The following is a 17,194-nucleotide window of genomic DNA, read 5'->3' as shown; positions in this document are numbered from 1 at the left end:
TGGCGCAGCCGTTCCAAGGCCGCCCAGGTATGATCGGCGACTTGGCCGTCGGTGGCGATCGTATTGTCGTAATCGGTTGCGAGCGCAACGAATCGCATGATCAAGCTCCTTCGAGCGAAGCGGCGGACGGGGTGCGAAGGCGGCGAAGTGCCGCCCTAAGCTTTGGGCGGCGCCCGTTCGTGGAGGGGGAAACTTGTGCGATTCGCATGTCCGTTCCGGCTCGCCATCGACGGCGAGGGAACGTGCATGCGACGTGCCCGGCTTGGCGCGGCTAAATTCGACCGAGTACGACCAGGATGACGACGATGACGACGATGAGACCGAGCGTCCCGCTCGGCGCATAGCCCCATCCGCGGCTATGCGGCCAGGCAGGAAATGCGCCGATCAGCAGCAGGATGAGGATGATGAGTAAGATCGTGCCTAACATAACGCCCTCGCTTGGAGTAGTTGAACACGCGCGGCGCAAAGCCGCTAAGTATCCGACCCGCAACTTGTATGCCGGGCGGGTCGTTGGGCGCGTTGGGGCCTGTGCTGGCGCGGTCGGGGACTTTTTCGCAAGGCGCCGGTATAGTCGTGCGTTCGTCGACATTACAAACGGAATGCGTTATGGCGATATGTCTGGACATACGGACACGGCGAGCCCATGAACCCCGCCGGGGCGCCGGGGCACGGCTCAGAGGAAAGCGATGACGGCGGAGCGGGCGCTTGTCTGGTTTCGGCGCGACTTGCGTTGCGACGATCACGCGGCATTGAGCCGGGCGCTCGATGCAGCGCGGCACGTATGGTGCGTGTTCGTATTCGACACGACGATCCTCGAGCCCTTGCTGCGGCGCAAACTCGAACGTCGGCCAAGCGAAGCGCCGACGGACCGGCGCATCGATTTCATCATGGCGGCCTTGGCCGAACTCGATCGCGCGCTGAGGAAGCATGGCGGCGAGTTGATCGTGATCCACGGCGACCCGCTCGAGGAGATTCCACGGTTAGCCGAAGCGCTCGACGTCGACCTCGTATGCGCCAATCGCGACTACGAGCCAGCCGCGATTGCCCGCGACGACGCGGTAGGCCGTCGACTCGAATCGGCGGGGCGCTCGTTCGCGGCGTTCAGGGATCACGTCATCTTCGAGCATCACGAGATCCTCAATAAGCAAGGCAAGCCTTATACGGTTTTCACTCCGTATAAGCGCGCCTGGTTGGCGCGGCTTGCGCCGACGGATGTCGCGCCTTGCGCGGTCGAACCGCGGGACGGGCAGCTGTGTGCACCGCCCGAAGGCCTGCGTGGGAACTGGCCTAGCGTGGTCGATCTCGGCTTCGCGCCGAGCGATCTGCCCACGTTGAAGCTGCCGACCGGCATGCGCGGGGCCGCGCGTCTGTTCGACGATTTCATGAGCCGCATCGATCGATACGACCAGCAGCGCGATTTCCCGGCCGTTAAAGGGCCGAGCTATTTGTCGGCGCACTTGCGGTTCGGCACGATCTCGATTCGCACCCTCGTCAGGGCAGCCCACGCGCTGACGCTCCAGCCGCACGGCGCCGGCGCAAGCACGTGGCTCTCCGAACTCGTCTGGCGGGACTTCTTTTTCATGGTGCTCGCGACCAATCCCAGCGTGGCCGAAGGCGCATCGTTCAAGCCTGAGTATGACGCGTTGCGTTGGGAGACCGGGCCTGCGGCAGACGCGCAATTCGAAGCGTGGTGCGAAGGAAGAACGGGATATCCGCTCGTCGATGCGGCGATGCGCCAGCTCGTGCAAACGGGCTACATGCACAATCGCCTGCGCATGGTGACGGCCAGCTTCCTCGCCAAGGATCTGGGCATCGATTGGCGCTTGGGCGAAGCGCATTTCGCAGAGTGGCTCAACGATTTCGATCTCGCCGCGAACAACGGCGGCTGGCAGTGGGCGGCATCGACGGGGTGCGATGCGCAGCCGTGGTTTCGCATCTTCAATCCCGTTACGCAATCGAAGCAGTACGACCCGGAGGGACGCTTCATCAAGCGCTACGTGCCGGAACTGGCTGCGGTGCCGCCGAAATGGATCCACGCGCCTTGGCTTGCCGCGCCCGAGGAACTGGCCGAGGTCGGCTTCATCCCTGGGCGCGACTATCCGTTGCCGATCGTCGACCATGCCAAGGCGAGGGCGTCGACGCTGAAGCGGTATCAAGAGGCCGTGGGACGGGACGCGGCGGACGACGATTGAACGCCCGTCGCGCCATGCACGGTTGCAGCGGAACTTCAATCCGCCGATTCCAAGTCCCCGATGACCGCCGCCAAGAACCGCGCGGCCTCGCCGCCTGTGACGACGCGATGATCGAACGTCAAGCTGAGCGGCAAGACCGCGTGAACGGCAGGTTTGCCTTCCGTGGCGACGACGGCGTCATGCACGCGCCCGGCGCCGAGAATGGCCACCGTGGGCGGCACGACGATCGGCGCCGCGTATTTTCCCGCGATCATCCCGAAGTTCGAGAGCGTGATCGTATTGCCGCGCATCTCCTCCGGCGGAATCTTGCGAGCACGCACATCTGCGCGCATGCGGTCGAGGCCGGCGCGCAGGTCGGCTGCATCGCGATGGGCGACATCGCGCAGAACGGGGACGAACAAGCCGTCGGGCAAGTCCACGGCAATGCCGACGTCGATTTTCGCCAATATGCGCCGCCTTGCGCTGCGTCCGTCGAACCACGCGTTGAGCCCCGGCTGGGCGCGGCACCCCGCCACTAACGCGCGGATGAGCCGGATCGTGACGTCGGCGCCAGGCCGCCACGCTCCGATATCGGCATCGTCGATGACGGTTGCCGCCGCCACTTCGCTCTGCGCTTGCGCCATGTTCTGCGCCATCGCGCGCCGCACGCCGCGCAGCTGTTCGGGCGGACCCAGCTCGGCCAAGAGTTTCGCGGTGCGCTCGATATCGCTCGACGTGACGATGCCGTCCGGCCCCGTGGGCATCACCATCGTCAAATCGATATCGAGTTTGCGCGCCAGCGCGCGCACCGCCGGCGTCGCCTTGACCGAGGCCGTTCCGACGCTGAGGCCGAACGGTGCGGCAACGGGCGGAGCGGCTTCGTGCACGACGCGCTCGCTCGTTTCCATGCGGCCGACGACGGTGCCCGTATCGGCTTGGCCGCCTGCGCCTTCGAAGCCGACCAGCGCCGCGCCCAAATGCACGATGTCGCCCTTGTCGCCGTACAGTTTTGCGATACGTCCGGCCTGCGGGGATGGAATGTCGACGATCGCCTTGGCCGTTTCGACCGACACGATCGGTTGATCGGCTTTGACTTCGTCGCCGGCCTTCACGTGCCATTGCACGATCTCCGCTTCCTGCAAGCCTTCTCCTAGATCGGGCAGCTTGAAGATATTCATGATGACGCCTCGAGCGTTTTTCGGACGGCGCTCACGATGCGCGCGACGCTCGGCATGTATTGCGCCTCTAGTCTGAATAGCGGCACGACGACGTCATAACCGGTCACGCGCTCAATGGGCGCGAGCAATGAATAAAGGCCGCGCTCGGCGATCGCCGCCGCGATCTCGGCCCCGAGACCGCACGTGCGCGGCGCCTCGTGGACGATGACGCAGCGCCCAGTCTTCGCGACGGACGCCAAGATCGTGTCGATGTCGAGCGGTTTGAGCGTCGCCACGTCGATGACTTCGGCTGCGACGCCTTCGTCGGCCAGTTGATCTGCGCTCCGAAGAACTTCCTGAAGCATCGCGCCCCACGATACGAGCGTGACGTCCGTGCCTTCGCGCAGCGTGAAACAGGTGTCGAGCGGCAATGCCTCGCCGTTGTCTTCGACACTTTGTTTGAACAAGCGATAGAGCCGCGTCGGCTCCAAGAAGATGACGGGATCGGGGTCGCGCACCGCCGCGAGCAGCAGCCCATACGCGCGCGCGGGCGAAGACGGCATCACGACGCGCAAGCCCGGAATATGCGCGAACAGGGCCTCGGGGCTTTCGGAGTGATGCTCCGGCGCGTGAATGCCCGCGCCGCACGGCGAGCGAATCACAAGCGGGCAACTCAAGCGGCCGCGCGTGCGATGACGCAGACGCGCCGCATGATTGAGCATGTGATCGATGATGGGATAGATGAATCCCGTGAACTGGATCTCGGCGACGGGACGCAGGCCCATCGCGGCCATGCCGACCGCCGTGCCGGCGATGCCGCACTCTGCGAGCGGCGTATCGACGACGCGCTGCGCGCCGTAGCGCGCCTGCAATCCCACGGTTGCGCGAAACACGCCGCCGTTCGCGCCGATGTCCTCGCCGAGCAGCACGACCGACGGATCGTGCTCGAGCGCGTGAGCCAAGGCGAGGTTGACCGCTTCGACCAACGCCAGATCAGCCATGACCATGCTCCGCGTCGTTCGAAAACTGCCCGGCGTAGTGCCGCGCGGTTTCCAATTGGTCGTCCAACGCATGCGGCAACGACGCGTAGAGATGATCGAACATCGCCGATACCTCGGGCGGTTCGACGGCGAGATAGGCTTGTACGCCGGCGTCGACCGCCCGTTGGCAATCTTGGACGAGCGCGTCCTCACGCGCCTTGTCCCAAGCGTGCTGGGCGAGCAAATACTTGCGCAGGCGGACGATGGGCTCGCCCTGCCACATCTTGGCGACGAGTTCCGGATCGCGATAACGCGTGGCGTCGTCGGCTGTCGTGTGATCGCCCAGGCGGTAGCTCAGCGCTTCGATCAACGTGGGTCCGCCGCCGCCTCGTGCTTTGACGAGGGCGACGCGCGCCGCTTCGTGCACGGCGATCACGTCGTTGCCGTCGACCTGTCGGCCCTCGATGCCGGCTGCGATCGCCTTTTGCGCCAACGTCCGAGCAGCGGTTTGACGCTCGCGCGGCACGGAGATCGCCCATTGGTTGTCGTTGACGACGATCACGAGCGGCGCTTGCCACACGCCCGCCATGTTCATGGCTTCGTAGAAGTCGCCTTTCGACGTGCCGCCGTCGCCGACGATCGCCACGGCTGCCCGGGCCTCGCCGCGCAGACGAAACGCGTACGCCGCGCCCGCCGCATGGCACACCTGCGTGCCGATCGGCACGCAATTCGGAAAATCGTGCGGCGCGGCGGCGAAGCAGCTTCCGCGCTCGTCGCCGCCCCAATAGAGCAGGCTCTCGGCCATCGTGACGCCGCGCAGCAATTGCGCCGCGTGGTCTCGGTACGAGGGAAAGAGCGCGTCTTCGGGGTGCATGGCCGATGCCAGTCCGACACCGATCGCCTCCTGTCCCACCGAAGATGCGAATGTGCCGAGCTTGCCCGTACGCTGCAGCGCCACCGCTTTCGCGTCGAACGCGCGCGTGAGCGTCATGGCGCGATAAAACCCGATCAGCGTGTCCGGGTTCTGGGCGAAATCGGGCAGGGGAAGTATCGGTACGCCGTCAGCATCGAGAAACCGGGTGTACTCGATATGAAAGCTGGCGACCGTGGTCATGATCGATGTCCTCGATGAGCGCCTCGCCGATGATGCAGCTTTTGTTTCTTGGTAGAACGTTAGTACGTTTGCGACTGAAAACAAGGTCCGGGCATCGTCATGCGCGCGTCGCATCACGCGGCGCCGCACCGAATGTCGGATGGGCCAAAAAATGCGTATTCCGCCGACAAATACGCGGCGACGTGCAAGCGGTCGGCAGGCGCTCAGGCGTCGGGCGCCGCCGCCTGTACGCTGGGGGGCACCCCGAGCAATTGCAGCGCACCGCCGGCGATGGCCGCAAACACAGGGCCGGCCACCGCGCCGCCGTAGTAGGACGGACCCGTCGGCTCGTCGATCATCACGGCGACGATGAGCCGAGGCGCGTCGATCGGTGCAATGCCGACGAACAGTGAGCGGTATTTGCCCTTCGCGTAGCCGGCTCCGGCATGTTTCCAGGCGGTCCCCGTTTTGCCGCCGACGCGATAGCCCTCCACGCGTGCGGCGCGACCGGTGCCGCCTTCGAGCGTCGCCGCTTCCAACATGGTCCGCAGCGCGGCGGCCGTGCGTTCGCCCGTGACGCGTACGCCCGCGAGCGCGGTTGCGTCGCTTGCGTTCGCCGGCTCGCGGTCGGCGCTTGCGCCGGCTTCGTCGCCCTCGTCGCTTTCATTGCGGGCCACGAGGCTCGCGGGCCGCAGCGTGCCGTCGCCCGCCAACGGCGTATACGCTTGCGCCATTTGCAGCAGTGAAGTGGACAACCCGTAGCCATATCCCATCGTCGCCTGCTCGACCGGTCGCCACCGCCGCCACGGACGCAATGTGCCCGCGGCCACGCCCGGGAACGGCAGTGGCGGTGCGAGCCCGATGCCGTACTGGCGGTAGGCCGTCCACAGCGTTTCGGGCGGCAACGTGAGAGCGATCTTAGCGAGCGCGATGTTGCTCGACGTGGCCAGTGCTCGCGCCACGCTCACCGTGCCGTGATCGGACGTGTCATGGATCGTATAGCCTCCGATCCGATAGCTGCCGGGGGCCGTATCGATCAACGTCTCGGGGCGAACGTGCCCGGCGTCGAGCGCGGTCGCGATCGCGAGCGGCTTGATCGTCGAACCCGGTTCGAACGTGTCGATCACCGCACGATTGCGCATCGTCCGCGCGGTCAGGACGGCGCGGGAATTCGGGTCGAACGACGGCGCATTGGCGAGCGCGAGGATTTCGCCGGTGCCCGCGTCGAGGACCACGACGCTGCCGGCCTGCGCGCGATGGCGTTCGAGCGCAACCTGTAGCTGCGCGAACGCGAGTTGCTGGATTCGACGGTCGATCGTGAGGCGCACGGTCTGCCCTGGTCGTGCGGGCACCAGCGGGCGCAGGTCGGAAACGATGCGCCCGAGCCGGTCGCGTATGACTTCGCGCGTGCCGGGCTCGCCGGCGAGCAGCGTGTCGGATGCGAGCTCGATGCCTTCTTGCCCGACGTCGTCGACATCGGTCAGGCCGACGACGTGTGCAGCCGATTCGCCTTCGGGGTAGAAGCGCTTCGACGACGCGACTTGCGTGATGCCTGCAAGGCCGAGCGCCGCGATGCGGTTCGCCGTTTGCGCATCGACGTGTCGCTTGAGCAGAACGTTGGGACGGCCGGTATCGAGCCGTGCGCGCAATTGTGCCGGCGACATCGCCAATGCCTGCGCGAGCGGTTCGAGCAACGCGCGTTCGACACGCTGAGGCTCGACCCAGATTTCGTATGTGGTGAGGCTGACGGCCAGCAATGCGCCATGGCGATCCACGATGGGCCCACGCCGCGCGTCGAGTTCGAGCATTTGCCGATGGCGCTTCTCGCCTTGCGCCACGTGGAATTCGTGTTCGACGATTTGCACCCAGCCCGCGCGCGCGGCAAGACCGGCGAAGGCCAGCGTGATGACGGCCATCAGCAGTGTGGACCGTCTTTTATGCCACCCGGGGGCGAGCAGGGCTTCTGAAGCGCCCGGCCCGGGCGAGTAGGGGGCGGGCCGTTTTCTGTGCGGTTCGGTCATCGAGGGGGGGCGAGCGTCATGAACGAAGGCGCCGGGCGGCGCGGGCTCGTATTGTAAACAAATTGTAATGATCGAGGCGAACGGCAAGGCAAAGCCCACCCCAAAAAACAAAACCGCCGCGAAGTGCGGCGGTCGGGTGAGCCGGGTGAACCGGTTGAAAACGGCGGACGGGGCGAGGACTAGGCCGGCAGCGAGAATCCCGAAATCGCTTCGCGCAGGACACTCGCCTGATCCTTCAGCGATTGCGCGGCGGCGGCGGCTTGTTCGACGAGCGCCGCGTTTTGCTGCGTCACCTTGTCCATTTCGCCGACGGCGCGATTGACCTGCTCGATGCCCGCGCTTTGCTCGCGCGAGGCGTGGCTGATCTCTTCGAGAATCTCGTTGACGCGGCGAACCGATTGCACGATTTCGCCCATCGTCGAACCGGCGTTCGCCACGAGCGCGGCGCCTTGATCGACGGTGTTCGTCGACGATTCGATGAGCGCCTTGATCTCCTTGGCGGCAGTGGCCGAACGCTGAGCGAGGCTGCGCACTTCCGAGGCGACGACGGCGAAGCCGCGTCCTTGCTCGCCGGCGCGCGCCGCTTCGACCGCCGCGTTGAGCGCGAGGATGTTCGTCTGGAACGCGATGCCGTCGATGACGCCGATGATGTCGCCGATCTTCTGCGAGCTCGATGTGATTTCGGTCATCGTCCGCACGACGTCGTCGACGACGCTGCTGCCGCGCGTGGCGACGTCGGCGGCTTGCTCCGCGAGCTTCGCTGCTTGCGAGGCGCTATCCGCGTTCATCTTCACGTTCGAGGTCATCTCGTCCATGCTCGACGCCGTTTCGACGAGGGCGGCGGCTTGCTGCTCCGTGCGCTGCGACAGATCGGTGTTGCCCGCCGCGATTTCGCTCGCGCCCACGTTGATGTTTTCGGTGCCGGCACGAACGCGCGCGACGGCATCGGCCAAGCCCGCCTGCATCTGCGAGAGCGCCGCCATGAGGCTCGTCTCGTCGTTTTGATGAACGGGGATGCGCATGGTCAAGTCGCCGCTGGCGATGCGCTGTGTGGTCTGCACGGCCACTTCGAGGTCGCCGCCGAGCCCGCGTCGTACGCTGCGCAGCAGCAGCATCATGGCCACCGTGGCCAGCGCGCCGAGCACGCCGATGATGATTGCCCAGCGAACGATGTTGGAAACGAACGCCGCGTTGACATCGTCCATGTACATGCCGGTGACGATGTCCCAATCCCAGGGGGCGAAACGCAGCCCGTACGACAGCTTCGAGACGGGCGTCTCACTGCCGGGTTTCGACCAGAGGTAATGAATGAAGCCGCCATGCTCTTGTCGGGAGGCCTTGACGATGTCGAGGAACAGATGGTTGCCTGCGGGGTCGGTGAAATCCGCCAGATTTTTGCCGACCAGCTGCGGCTTGATCGGGTGCATCAGCATGACCGCTTGCGAATCGTTGATCGAGTAATAGCCGTCCTCGCCGTAGCGCAAGATGCCGATGGCCTGCAGCGCCTGCTTCTTGGCGTCTTCCTCGCTCATCGCGTGCTGCTGCGAGGCGTCGTAGTAGTGCTGGGCGATGCTCGTCGCCTCTTGCACGAGCGCGACGAGACGATCCTTGCGATCTTCGATCATCGAGGTGCGGTTCTGCCACACGCCCGCGATGCCGATCAAGATGAGGCCGGTCCACAGGACCGCAATCATCGATCCAAGCCGTCGATTTAAAGTCATTTTCCGCATTGTGTCGCTCACGAATGGTCGATCGGTCAACGGCTTCATCAGAGGAAATGCATAGGATGAAGCCGCGCGTGCCCGGTATATCGACGTATCGTTTCAAGCGGCGCAGAGGGGGAAACCCTGACTGGATAAGGAGTGGCGCGTGCTGGCGCGGCCTAGAAAGGCACGCGCCGAGGCCGATAGCCTATTGGCGCGGTTAAACGCTCTCGCTCGCGGGCGGCTTGACGCCGGCGATCGAATCGGATCCGCCCACCATGCGATCGAAAGCCTGCGCACCTTGCCGCCAGTTCTCCGGTGTGAACTGCCCGAGCGCTTCGCCTAGGTCGACATAGCTGCCTTGCAACGCCTCACGCATGACGGGCGAAAGCAGCGACGACGTCGAGATGCCGCCATCGGCACGCTCTTTTTCGATGCCTGCGGCGTTTTCATCGGCGAATGAGGCGATGTTGGCCATCGTCGTTTGGAGGCTTCGCAATTGCGGGCTCGTCGCGCATCCGACGGATTGCGCGCGGGCGAGCAGGTCCTGCACGACCGGGCTTTGGCTCAAGAACGCGCCGGCGTCGTCGGGCAGCAGACCCGTATCGAGCGAGTCGTACGTTCCGATGAGTGCGCCGAGGCCTGCCGACGTCGCCGCCGCACTGTTCGGATCCTTCGGCGACGCCTTCAGTTCGGCTTGCGCGACATCGTGCTCGACGCTCAATGTTTTCGTCGCGTAATCGATGGCGTTCATTCCGTCGTCGACTTGCTTCGGACCGAGTGCGTTGACGTCGAGATGCCCGATTAAATCGTCTTCCGCCGTGCGCATGCCGTCTTGGTCGCCTTCCATCTGCTCGATGGTCGCGTTTTGATTGACGTCTTGGCGGTAGTACTTGAACAACCCTTGTCGAACGGAATCGAGCAGATCGCGCTCCGCGCCGCGCAGGGCGCTGACTGCATTCGATCCTCCCTTTGCATCGGGGGCATCGGGTTTCGCACCGGCTGTCGCGAGATAGGTTTGAAGTGCGTGCTGTGTTGCGTCGACGGGGTTCACATAGCACAAACCGCTGCGATCGAAATTGACGGCCACGTAAGCGTTCCTCCGGGTGTTGGTCGTGGTTGAGTGGCCGATACTTTGAGGGATTTCGACAAAAACCGGGCACACGATATTCGTAGATTTGCGCAAGGCTGCATGGTTTTGGAGGGTTGTTCTACGCGAGGGAAAAGAAGGCGAAGCGAATTGGGGGGATGGAAAAGGGACGAACTGAACGTGCACGCTTGCGGTTACGCAGTAAGCGCTTTCTGAATTCATCGGCGAGTAGGGGCCTCATGCGCCGCGCCCGGCGCATCGGTGCGGCAACACGATCAGCTTGGGGACGAAGCCCGTCAGGCCTGCGAGGGGTTTTTATCCGGCGGACCTTCCGGCCGCTGCGGCTCGTCGTTGTGGTGGCCCGGCGCGGGAGGGATGATCGGCTCGCCCTCGGGGTCGCGTGTTGGGTCCGCGAGAGGGTCGGGGATCGGCGTGGTATGCATGCGATAGTCCATGGCGTATGCGTTTCGTTGGCGGTGACGGGCACACCCGAGGCGTCGTTGCGGCTGCTTCTTTTATACGCCATCCGTTAGCGCCGCGCCACGGCGCTAGTCGTCCGCCTCTGCCCCGATCGCCAAAACGGCGGGCAGGCGCGCCGTGAGGATGTCGATCGCAATGCGCACGCGCGTGGGTAAATGCCGCGTGCGGCGCCAGGCGAGATGCATGTCGATACGAGGGCCCGGCGCGTCGGCCAAGATTTGAACCAGCGAACCTTCGCGCACATCGTCGGCGATGAGCCAGCACGGCAAACGCGCGATGCCCGCTCCCGCTTTGACGGCGGCGACGATCGTCTCCAAATCGTCGAAGCGCAGCCGGTGTTTCATCGTCACGCCGCGCATGTCCGCCGTATCGTCCGCGAGCGGCCAGGCGGCGTCCCGCCTGCCCGATGCATAGAGCACGCCATGGTGACCGTCGAGTTCGCCCACCGTCCGCGGCGTGCCGTGGCGTGCTAGATAGTCGGGACTGGCGCACAACCTCATCGTCTGCTCCCCCAGCTTGCGTGCGACGAGATCAGCCGGCGCATCGCGCAACGGCCCGCTGCGCAGAACGAGGTCGATGTTTTCGTCGACGAGATCGATCACGCGATCGGTCAATGTCATCTGCAATTCGAGCTTCGGATAACGCGAGGCGAGTTCGAGCAGTACAGGTGCGACGCAGCGCCTGCCGAACAGCACTGGCGCGCTGACGTGCAGCCGGCCTTGCGGCGACAACCGCGCGGCGTTGAGCGCCGCTTCGCCCGCATCGAGTTCGGCCAGTGCGCGCACGCAATGGTCGTAAAACGCCTGTCCGTCGGCCGTCAACGTTTGACGCCGCGTCGTGCGCAGGAAGAGCCGCGTGCCGAGGCGTTCCTCCAGCCGCGCGATGCTTTTACCTACGGCCGAACGCGTGAGGTGAAGTCGCTCGGCCGCGAGGGCGAAGCTGCCGGCCTCGGCAGCCTGAACGAACGCGGATACGCCTGTCAGTCGATCGGTCATGGTGTTGGACGCGGGTAGCGTGGTCGGATGCATTGATTCCACGAAGTCTACAATCAAACGAAAATTTGCCGTCACTAGAGACAATTGTTCGTCGTTAAGCTCCTCTTCATCGATCTATCCGTTATAGGAGTATGAAGATGAGCTTGGCGAATTCGACGATGAAAAAATGGACGGTTACGAGCCCCGGCGTGGAACATTTGCGGTTGGAGTCCGCGCCGCTACCGAGCTTCGGCGAACACGAAGTGCTCGTGCGAGTCGAGGCCGTGTCGCTCAACTACCGCGATCTCGGGGTCATACAAGGCGAGGACGGGGCGGCAATGCCGTTCCCGTGCACGCCCGGCTCGGACTTAGCCGGCGTCGTCGTGGCGTCCGGGGCGCGCGTGACGCGCTTTCGCGAGGGCGATGCTGTCATCGGCACGTTCTGGGCCGGCTGGCTCGACGGCGAATGGCCGGCCACGGCGAGGGTGCTCGGCGGGTCGCTGCCTGGTGCGCTCGCGCAGTACCTGGTCCTGCATGAAGACTGGCTCGTGCCGGCGCCCAGCACCCTCGACGCCGTGCAGGCCAGCACGCTGCCGTGCGCGGGGCTGACGGCCTGGTTCGCGCTCGTTGAAAAAGGCGGCTTGCGAGCGGGGCAGACAGTCCTCGTGCAGGGTACGGGCGGCGTCGCGCTGTTCGGCTTGCAACTCGCGCGGGCGCACGGCGCGCAAGTCATCGTCACGACAGGCAGTGAGGACAAGCGCCGCCGTGCGCTTGCGCTGGGTGCATCGCATGTCATCGATCGAAACGCGCACCCGCAGTGGGACATAGAGGCGCGCGCGTTGACGGGCGGGCGCGGCGTCGACCATATCTTCGAGCTGGCCGGCGGCGATAATCTCGCCGCCTCGCTGCGTGCGTTACGGCAAGGCGGACGCATCTCGTTGATCGGCGTGCTCGGCGAGCACTCGATGACCTTCCCGAGCGTGCCGTCGTTTTTGACGAGGCCCGTGATTCAAGGTATCGGTGTGGGACATCGGCGCGCATTGGAAGAACTCGTGCGCGCCGTGGATGGGCTCGCGTTGAAGCCCGTCGTGGATGCCTGCTATGCCGCGGATCAATTGCCGCAGGCGCTGGAGCATTTGAAGCGCGGCGCATTCGGCAAGATCGTCGTCAAGATGCATTGACGCCCGGTAGCCGCAGTCGTCGTTGCAGCCGAATTTGCTACGACGGCCGTTGGCGGTGCAAGTCGGCGTGAGTGTCGATGTCGGCCAGTATGCCGGCGTCGTCCACATCGATCGACGTCACGTCGTGTGTCGCGAGCAGCGCACGCGCGCCGACATCGCCGTCGAGCAACGAGAGGGCCTCGCCGTGCATGGCGCCGAAACCGACCGGATGTCCTCGTCGCCCGCCATGGATGGGCGCGACGATCGACGCGCCGCCGTCGAGGCGACGCGCGATCGCTTCGATCGTCGCGGGGGCGACCCAGGGCATGTCGGCCAGCGCGACGATCCAGCCGTCGGCGTCGCGCGTGGCGCGCACTCCCGCGGCGAGACTCGCGCCCATGCCGCGTGCGGCTTGCGCCGCGAATACCACGTCGCAGCCCGTTTCGTTCAGCGCATGCGCCAGGGCTTCATCGCCGGGCCGGACAACGGCGGTGACATGCGCGAGCGTCGTCAGCAACGCATGGGCGGCGGCGCAGGCCACGGGCGTGCCATCCGGCAGGCGGGCGAGCAGTTTGTTCTGCAGGCCTTCGGGATCGAAGCGTGTCCCGCGGCCGGCCGCGAGCAGCAGCGCCGTGGCGGATGAAGCGTAGGTCATAGCGGCGCGTGCCCGAGGGGAAAATGAGGTTGGGTTCAATTGTGCGGGGCGCCGCGCGCTCCGCGCAAGCATCTTCGTTCGGCACGAGCACGTTCCGCAGTCGGCACGCCGCCGAGTTGCCGCTGCTTCACGCAGGGCCGCGCCGCCGTTCAAGCGCTGGCCGGTTGCAAAACTTTGTCGAGCGTAATGGGAAGGTCGCGCACGCGCACGCCCGTTGCGTGGTAGACGGCATTCGCAATGGCCGCCGGCACCCCGGTGATCCCGATCTCGCCGATGCCGCGCGCCCCGAGCGCATTGAAATGCGGATCGGGCACGTTCAACACGCTGACATCGATCGTGCCGATGTCGGCGTTGACCGGCACGTGGTACTCGGCCAGGTTCGCGTTGACGATCCGCCCGTAGCGCGCGTCGAGTTCGCTGGCTTCTTCGAGCGCCGCGCCTACGCCCCAGACGATGCCGCCGATCAGTTGGCTCTTGCCCGTCTTCTCGTTCAGCAGTTGGCCCACGTCGTACACGGCGACGATGCGCGGCACGCGGATCGTGCCGAGCGCCGCATCGATGTGGACTTCTACGAATACGGCGCCGAACGAATGAAACGAATAGCGGCTGGCTTCTTCACCTCGCTTGGCCGTGGCATGTGCCTCGATCGGTCGCCCACCCGCTCGCGCAAGAATGGCCGCCGCGGGATCGCGGCGCGAGGCATCCGCGCGGCTGACGACCCAGCCGTCCACCACGGCTAGATCGGCCGCGGCCATGCCGTGCAGCGGGGAGGCGCTATCTTCGCGCGCCATGTCGATCAAGCGCATGCGAGCTGACGCGGCGGCTTCCTTTACCGCGGGCGAAACGCTGGCGACCGACTGCGACCCGCCCGATACGGGGGCGTGCGGCAGTGACGAATCGCCGAGGGCGAAACTCACGCGTTCCAGCGGGAAGCCTAGCGCATCGGCCGCAACCTGCGTCATGACCGTATACGTGCCGGTGCCAAGATCCTGCGTGCCCGAGGCCACGACCGCGGTGCCGTCGGGCAAGATGCGCGCGAGCGCGGATGCTTCGCTGCGTCTGGCCGGATACGTGGCCGTGGCCATGCCCATGCCGATCAGTGTCGCCCCGTCGCGCATCGAGCGCGGCGCCGGTGTGCGCCTGGACCAGCCGAATCGCTCGGCGCCCATGCGGTAGCAGTCGCGCAATTGCTTGCTCGACCAAGGCTTATGTTCCTGCGGATCGATTTCGGCGTAGTTCTTCAATCGCAAAGCGATGGGGTCCATCTTCAATGCGACGGCCAATTCGTCGAGCGCCGATTCGAGCGCGAACGAACCGGTCGTCTCGCCGGGCGCGCGCATGAACGTCGGGGTGCCGACGTTGAGCGGCACGAGCCGGTGCGATGTCGCGAGGTTCGGCACTTCGTAGAGCATGCGCGTGACGAGGCCCGATGTTTCGGTCCAGTCCTCGAACATGGAAGTATTCGAATACGTGTCGTGCCGCATGCCGGTCAGCGTCCCGTCCGCGCGCGCGGCGAGCACGAGATGCTGTTCGGTGTGGGGCCGGCCGCCCACGGGCCCGAACATTTGCGGACGCGTCAGCGCGAGCCGCACGGGCCGTCCCACTTGGCGAGCGGCCATCGCACAGAGCACCACGTGCGACCACACCGAGCCCTTGCAGCCGAAGCCCCCGCCGACGAATGGCGAGATGATGTGCACATCGTCCGGCGGGATGCCCAGGAACGTGGCGACGGCTTGCCGCGCATTGCCTACACCTTGCGTCGTGTCGTAGAGGGTCAAGCGCGGGCCGTCCCATGAGGCCATGACGGCGTGAGGCTCCATGGGATTGTGATGCTCCATCGGGGTCGTGTAGACCGCATCGATGCGCACCGCGCCCGCATGCAGGCCGTGCGCGATGTCGCCGCGTTCGGTATCGGCTTTGCCGCCGATCATCGAGGCGGGCGCGTGGCCCTGAGCCTTTTCCCGCGAAAAATCCAGCGTAGGGGTAGCGGGTGCGTAGTCGATCCGAAGTTTGGACGCCGCATCGACGGCGCGCTCGAGCGTATCGGCGACGACGATGGCGACCGGCTCGTTGTCGTAGCGGACTTCACCATCTTGCAGCAGCGACAGCCGACGCTGCGCGGGCGGCGCGACTTCGGGACGTCCGTCGTTGGGCAAGCGCGGTGCGTTGCGCGAGGTCATGACCAGCAGCACGCCCGGCATTGCATCGGCGCGTGTCGTATCGATCGCCGATACACGGCCGTGCGCGATCGTGCTCGTGACCAGCACGGCATGCGCAAGATGGGCCGCCGGAAATTCCGCGGCATACCGCGCTCTGCCCGTGACCTTGAGGATGCCGTCGGTGCGGTCCAGCGGTTGGCCGATCGTATTCATGCTGTCGCCCCCGTCACGCCGATGCTTTCGCGGCCGGCGGCGATGTTCAGGGCGCGTACGATCGCGCGCTCGGCCAGCAGCACTTTGAAGCGGTTGCCGGGCAACGGACGCGCATCGCGCAATTGAGCGGCCGCGGCTTCACGCAGCTTGGCGTCCGTGAGGGGCTGTCCCGTCAGCAGGCCTTCCGCGATGGCGGCCCGCCAAGGCTTGTGGGCGACGCCCCCGAGTGCGAGGCGCACGCCCGCGATCTTCTCGCCTTGCATTTGCAGCGCGGCGGCGACCGAGACGAGCGCGAACGCATAGCTCGCTCGGTCCCGAATCTTGAGGTAATACGTGTGCTCCGCCAAAGACGTCGACCAAGGCGGCAGGTCGACGGAGGTGATCAATTCGCCGGGCTGCAACACGGTGTCGACGTCGGGCCGATCGCCTGGCAGGCGATGGAATTCCCCGATGGGGATTCGTCGAGCGCCCGCGGGCCCCACGACTTCGATCGTCGCGTCGAGCGCGGCGAGTGCGACGCTCATGTCCGATGGATTGACGGCGATGCACTGCGCGCTCGCGCCGAGAATGGCATGCATGCGCTGGTAACCGTCCTGCGCGGCGCATCCGCTTCCGGGCGTGCGCTTGTTGCATGCCGCAAACGCCGCGTCGTAGAAGTAGGGGCAGCGTGTGCGCTGCATCAGGTTGCCGCCGACCGTCGCCATGTTGCGCAACTGTGCCGACGCGCCGGCTACGAGGGCTTGCGTGAGCAGCGGGTAGCGCTCGCGCACGAGGGGATGATCGGCCGCATCGCTGTTGCGCACGAGGGCGCCAATGCGAATGCCGCCGTCCGGCCGCGTTCGTACGGCATCGAGGCCGTCATCGCTCAGATGCGTGATGTCGACGAGCTTGACCGGCCTCGCAACGCCGCCCTTCATCAAATCGAGCAGATTGGTCCCGCCGCCGATGAACGCGACGCCTGCCGTTTGCGCCGAACGGACCGCGTCGGCGACGTTCGCCGCACGCTCGTATGCGATTGCCTCCATGCGTCGACTCCTTTCGCGTCAGCCGCGTTCGTGCACGATACGCACGGCCGCGACGATGTTCGGATAAGCGCCGCAGCGGCAGATGTTGCCGCTCATGCGTTCGCGAATCTCGTCTTCGGTCAGCTCGCTTGGGTGAGTCCGCACGTCTCGCGTGACGGCGCTGACGGCGCCGGCTCGAAACTCGTCGAGCAGCGCGGTGGCGGAGCACAGCTGCCCCGGGGTGCAGTAGCCACATTGGAAGGCGTCGCGTTCGATGAACGCGCTCTGGAGCGGATGGAGGTCGGAGCCTTCGGCAAGCCCCTCGACGGTGACG

General features: G+C 65.7%; 14 protein-coding genes. 2 read left to right on the top strand and 12 right to left on the bottom strand.

The genetic code is table 11. The features are described from left to right. Window positions 1-271: 271 nt before the first annotated feature. Complete coding sequence (locus ACTHNR_RS26500; RefSeq protein WP_440551794.1) at window positions 272-427, bottom strand: DUF3309 family protein; 156 nt, start codon at window positions 425-427, stop codon at window positions 272-274. A 259-nt stretch (window positions 428-686) separates the two neighbouring features. On the opposite strand from ACTHNR_RS26500, the gene ACTHNR_RS26495 reads away from it, so the two are divergent. Continuing rightward, window positions 687-2,192 carry a cryptochrome/photolyase family protein gene (locus tag ACTHNR_RS26495; protein ID WP_440551793.1) on the top strand — a complete coding sequence of 502 codons (1,506 nt, stop codon included), beginning with the start codon at window positions 687-689 and terminating at the stop codon, window positions 2,190-2,192. Between the two features lie 35 nt (window positions 2,193-2,227). On the opposite strand, the gene ACTHNR_RS26490 is transcribed toward ACTHNR_RS26495, so the two are convergent. The 7 genes from ACTHNR_RS26490 to ACTHNR_RS26460 all read right to left on the bottom strand — a co-directional run bounded on the left by ACTHNR_RS26490 (window position 2,228) and on the right by ACTHNR_RS26460 (window position 11,690). Next, window positions 2,228-3,349: a dihydrolipoamide acetyltransferase family protein gene (locus ACTHNR_RS26490; protein ID WP_440551791.1), complete on the bottom strand. Its 1,122-nt coding sequence runs from the start codon at window positions 3,347-3,349 to the stop codon at window positions 2,228-2,230. Further along, the gene (locus ACTHNR_RS26485) at window positions 3,346-4,329 is read right to left on the bottom strand and encodes an alpha-ketoacid dehydrogenase subunit beta (protein ID WP_440551789.1); all 984 of its coding nucleotides are present in this window, start codon (window positions 4,327-4,329) and stop codon (window positions 3,346-3,348) included. The genes ACTHNR_RS26490 and ACTHNR_RS26485 overlap by 4 nt, the downstream gene beginning before the upstream one ends. Beyond that, window positions 4,322-5,422, bottom strand: a complete 1,101-nt coding sequence (gene pdhA / locus ACTHNR_RS26480) for a pyruvate dehydrogenase (acetyl-transferring) E1 component subunit alpha (RefSeq protein WP_440551787.1) — start codon at window positions 5,420-5,422, stop codon at window positions 4,322-4,324. Before pdhA ends, ACTHNR_RS26485 begins: the two co-directional genes overlap by 8 nt. A 203-nt stretch (window positions 5,423-5,625) precedes the next feature. Further along, window positions 5,626-7,422 (bottom strand): peptidoglycan D,D-transpeptidase FtsI family protein, encoded by a 1,797-nt coding sequence (locus tag ACTHNR_RS26475; RefSeq protein WP_440551784.1) that lies wholly within the window; start codon window positions 7,420-7,422, stop codon window positions 5,626-5,628. Window positions 7,423-7,601: 179 nt separating this feature from the next. After that, a complete protein-coding gene (locus ACTHNR_RS26470; protein WP_440551782.1) occupies window positions 7,602-9,143 on the bottom strand; it encodes a methyl-accepting chemotaxis protein in 1,542 nt (513 codons plus the stop codon). Between the two features lie 202 nt (window positions 9,144-9,345). After that, window positions 9,346-10,215 (bottom strand): hypothetical protein, encoded by an 870-nt coding sequence (locus tag ACTHNR_RS26465; protein ID WP_440551781.1) that lies wholly within the window; start codon window positions 10,213-10,215, stop codon window positions 9,346-9,348. 548 nt (window positions 10,216-10,763) lie between these two features. Then, entirely contained in the window at window positions 10,764-11,690 is a 927-nt protein-coding gene (locus ACTHNR_RS26460; protein WP_440551779.1) for a LysR family transcriptional regulator, read from the bottom strand. A 131-nt stretch (window positions 11,691-11,821) separates the two neighbouring features. On the opposite strand from ACTHNR_RS26460, the gene ACTHNR_RS26455 reads away from it, so the two are divergent. After that, window positions 11,822-12,850, top strand: coding sequence for a zinc-dependent alcohol dehydrogenase family protein (locus tag ACTHNR_RS26455; RefSeq protein ID WP_440551778.1), 1,029 nt, complete (start codon window positions 11,822-11,824; stop codon window positions 12,848-12,850). 37 nt (window positions 12,851-12,887) lie between these two features. Here the strand turns inward: ACTHNR_RS26455 and ACTHNR_RS26450 are convergent, their stop codons facing one another. The 4 genes from ACTHNR_RS26450 to ACTHNR_RS26435 all read right to left on the bottom strand — a co-directional run. Beyond that, a complete protein-coding gene (locus tag ACTHNR_RS26450) occupies window positions 12,888-13,484 on the bottom strand; it encodes a nucleotidyltransferase family protein (protein ID WP_440551776.1) in 597 nt (198 codons plus the stop codon). Window positions 13,485-13,633: 149 nt separating this feature from the next. Continuing rightward, window positions 13,634-15,856 (bottom strand): xanthine dehydrogenase family protein molybdopterin-binding subunit, encoded by a 2,223-nt coding sequence (locus tag ACTHNR_RS26445; RefSeq protein ID WP_440551774.1) that lies wholly within the window; start codon window positions 15,854-15,856, stop codon window positions 13,634-13,636. Beyond that, window positions 15,853-16,881: an FAD binding domain-containing protein gene (locus ACTHNR_RS26440; protein ID WP_440551773.1), complete on the bottom strand. Its 1,029-nt coding sequence runs from the start codon at window positions 16,879-16,881 to the stop codon at window positions 15,853-15,855. The genes ACTHNR_RS26445 and ACTHNR_RS26440 overlap by 4 nt, the downstream gene beginning before the upstream one ends. 18 nt (window positions 16,882-16,899) lie before the next feature. Continuing rightward, window positions 16,900-17,194 (bottom strand): 2Fe-2S iron-sulfur cluster-binding protein (locus ACTHNR_RS26435; protein WP_440551772.1); only part of this gene is annotated, 295 nt, incomplete at its 5' end.

The sequence above is a fragment of the Trinickia sp. genome, from assembly GCF_051954495.1.
GTDB lineage: Bacteria > Pseudomonadota > Gammaproteobacteria > Burkholderiales > Burkholderiaceae > Trinickia.
Note: the sequence above shows the minus strand (reverse complement) of the source record. Positions and strands in the feature narration are given on the sequence as shown.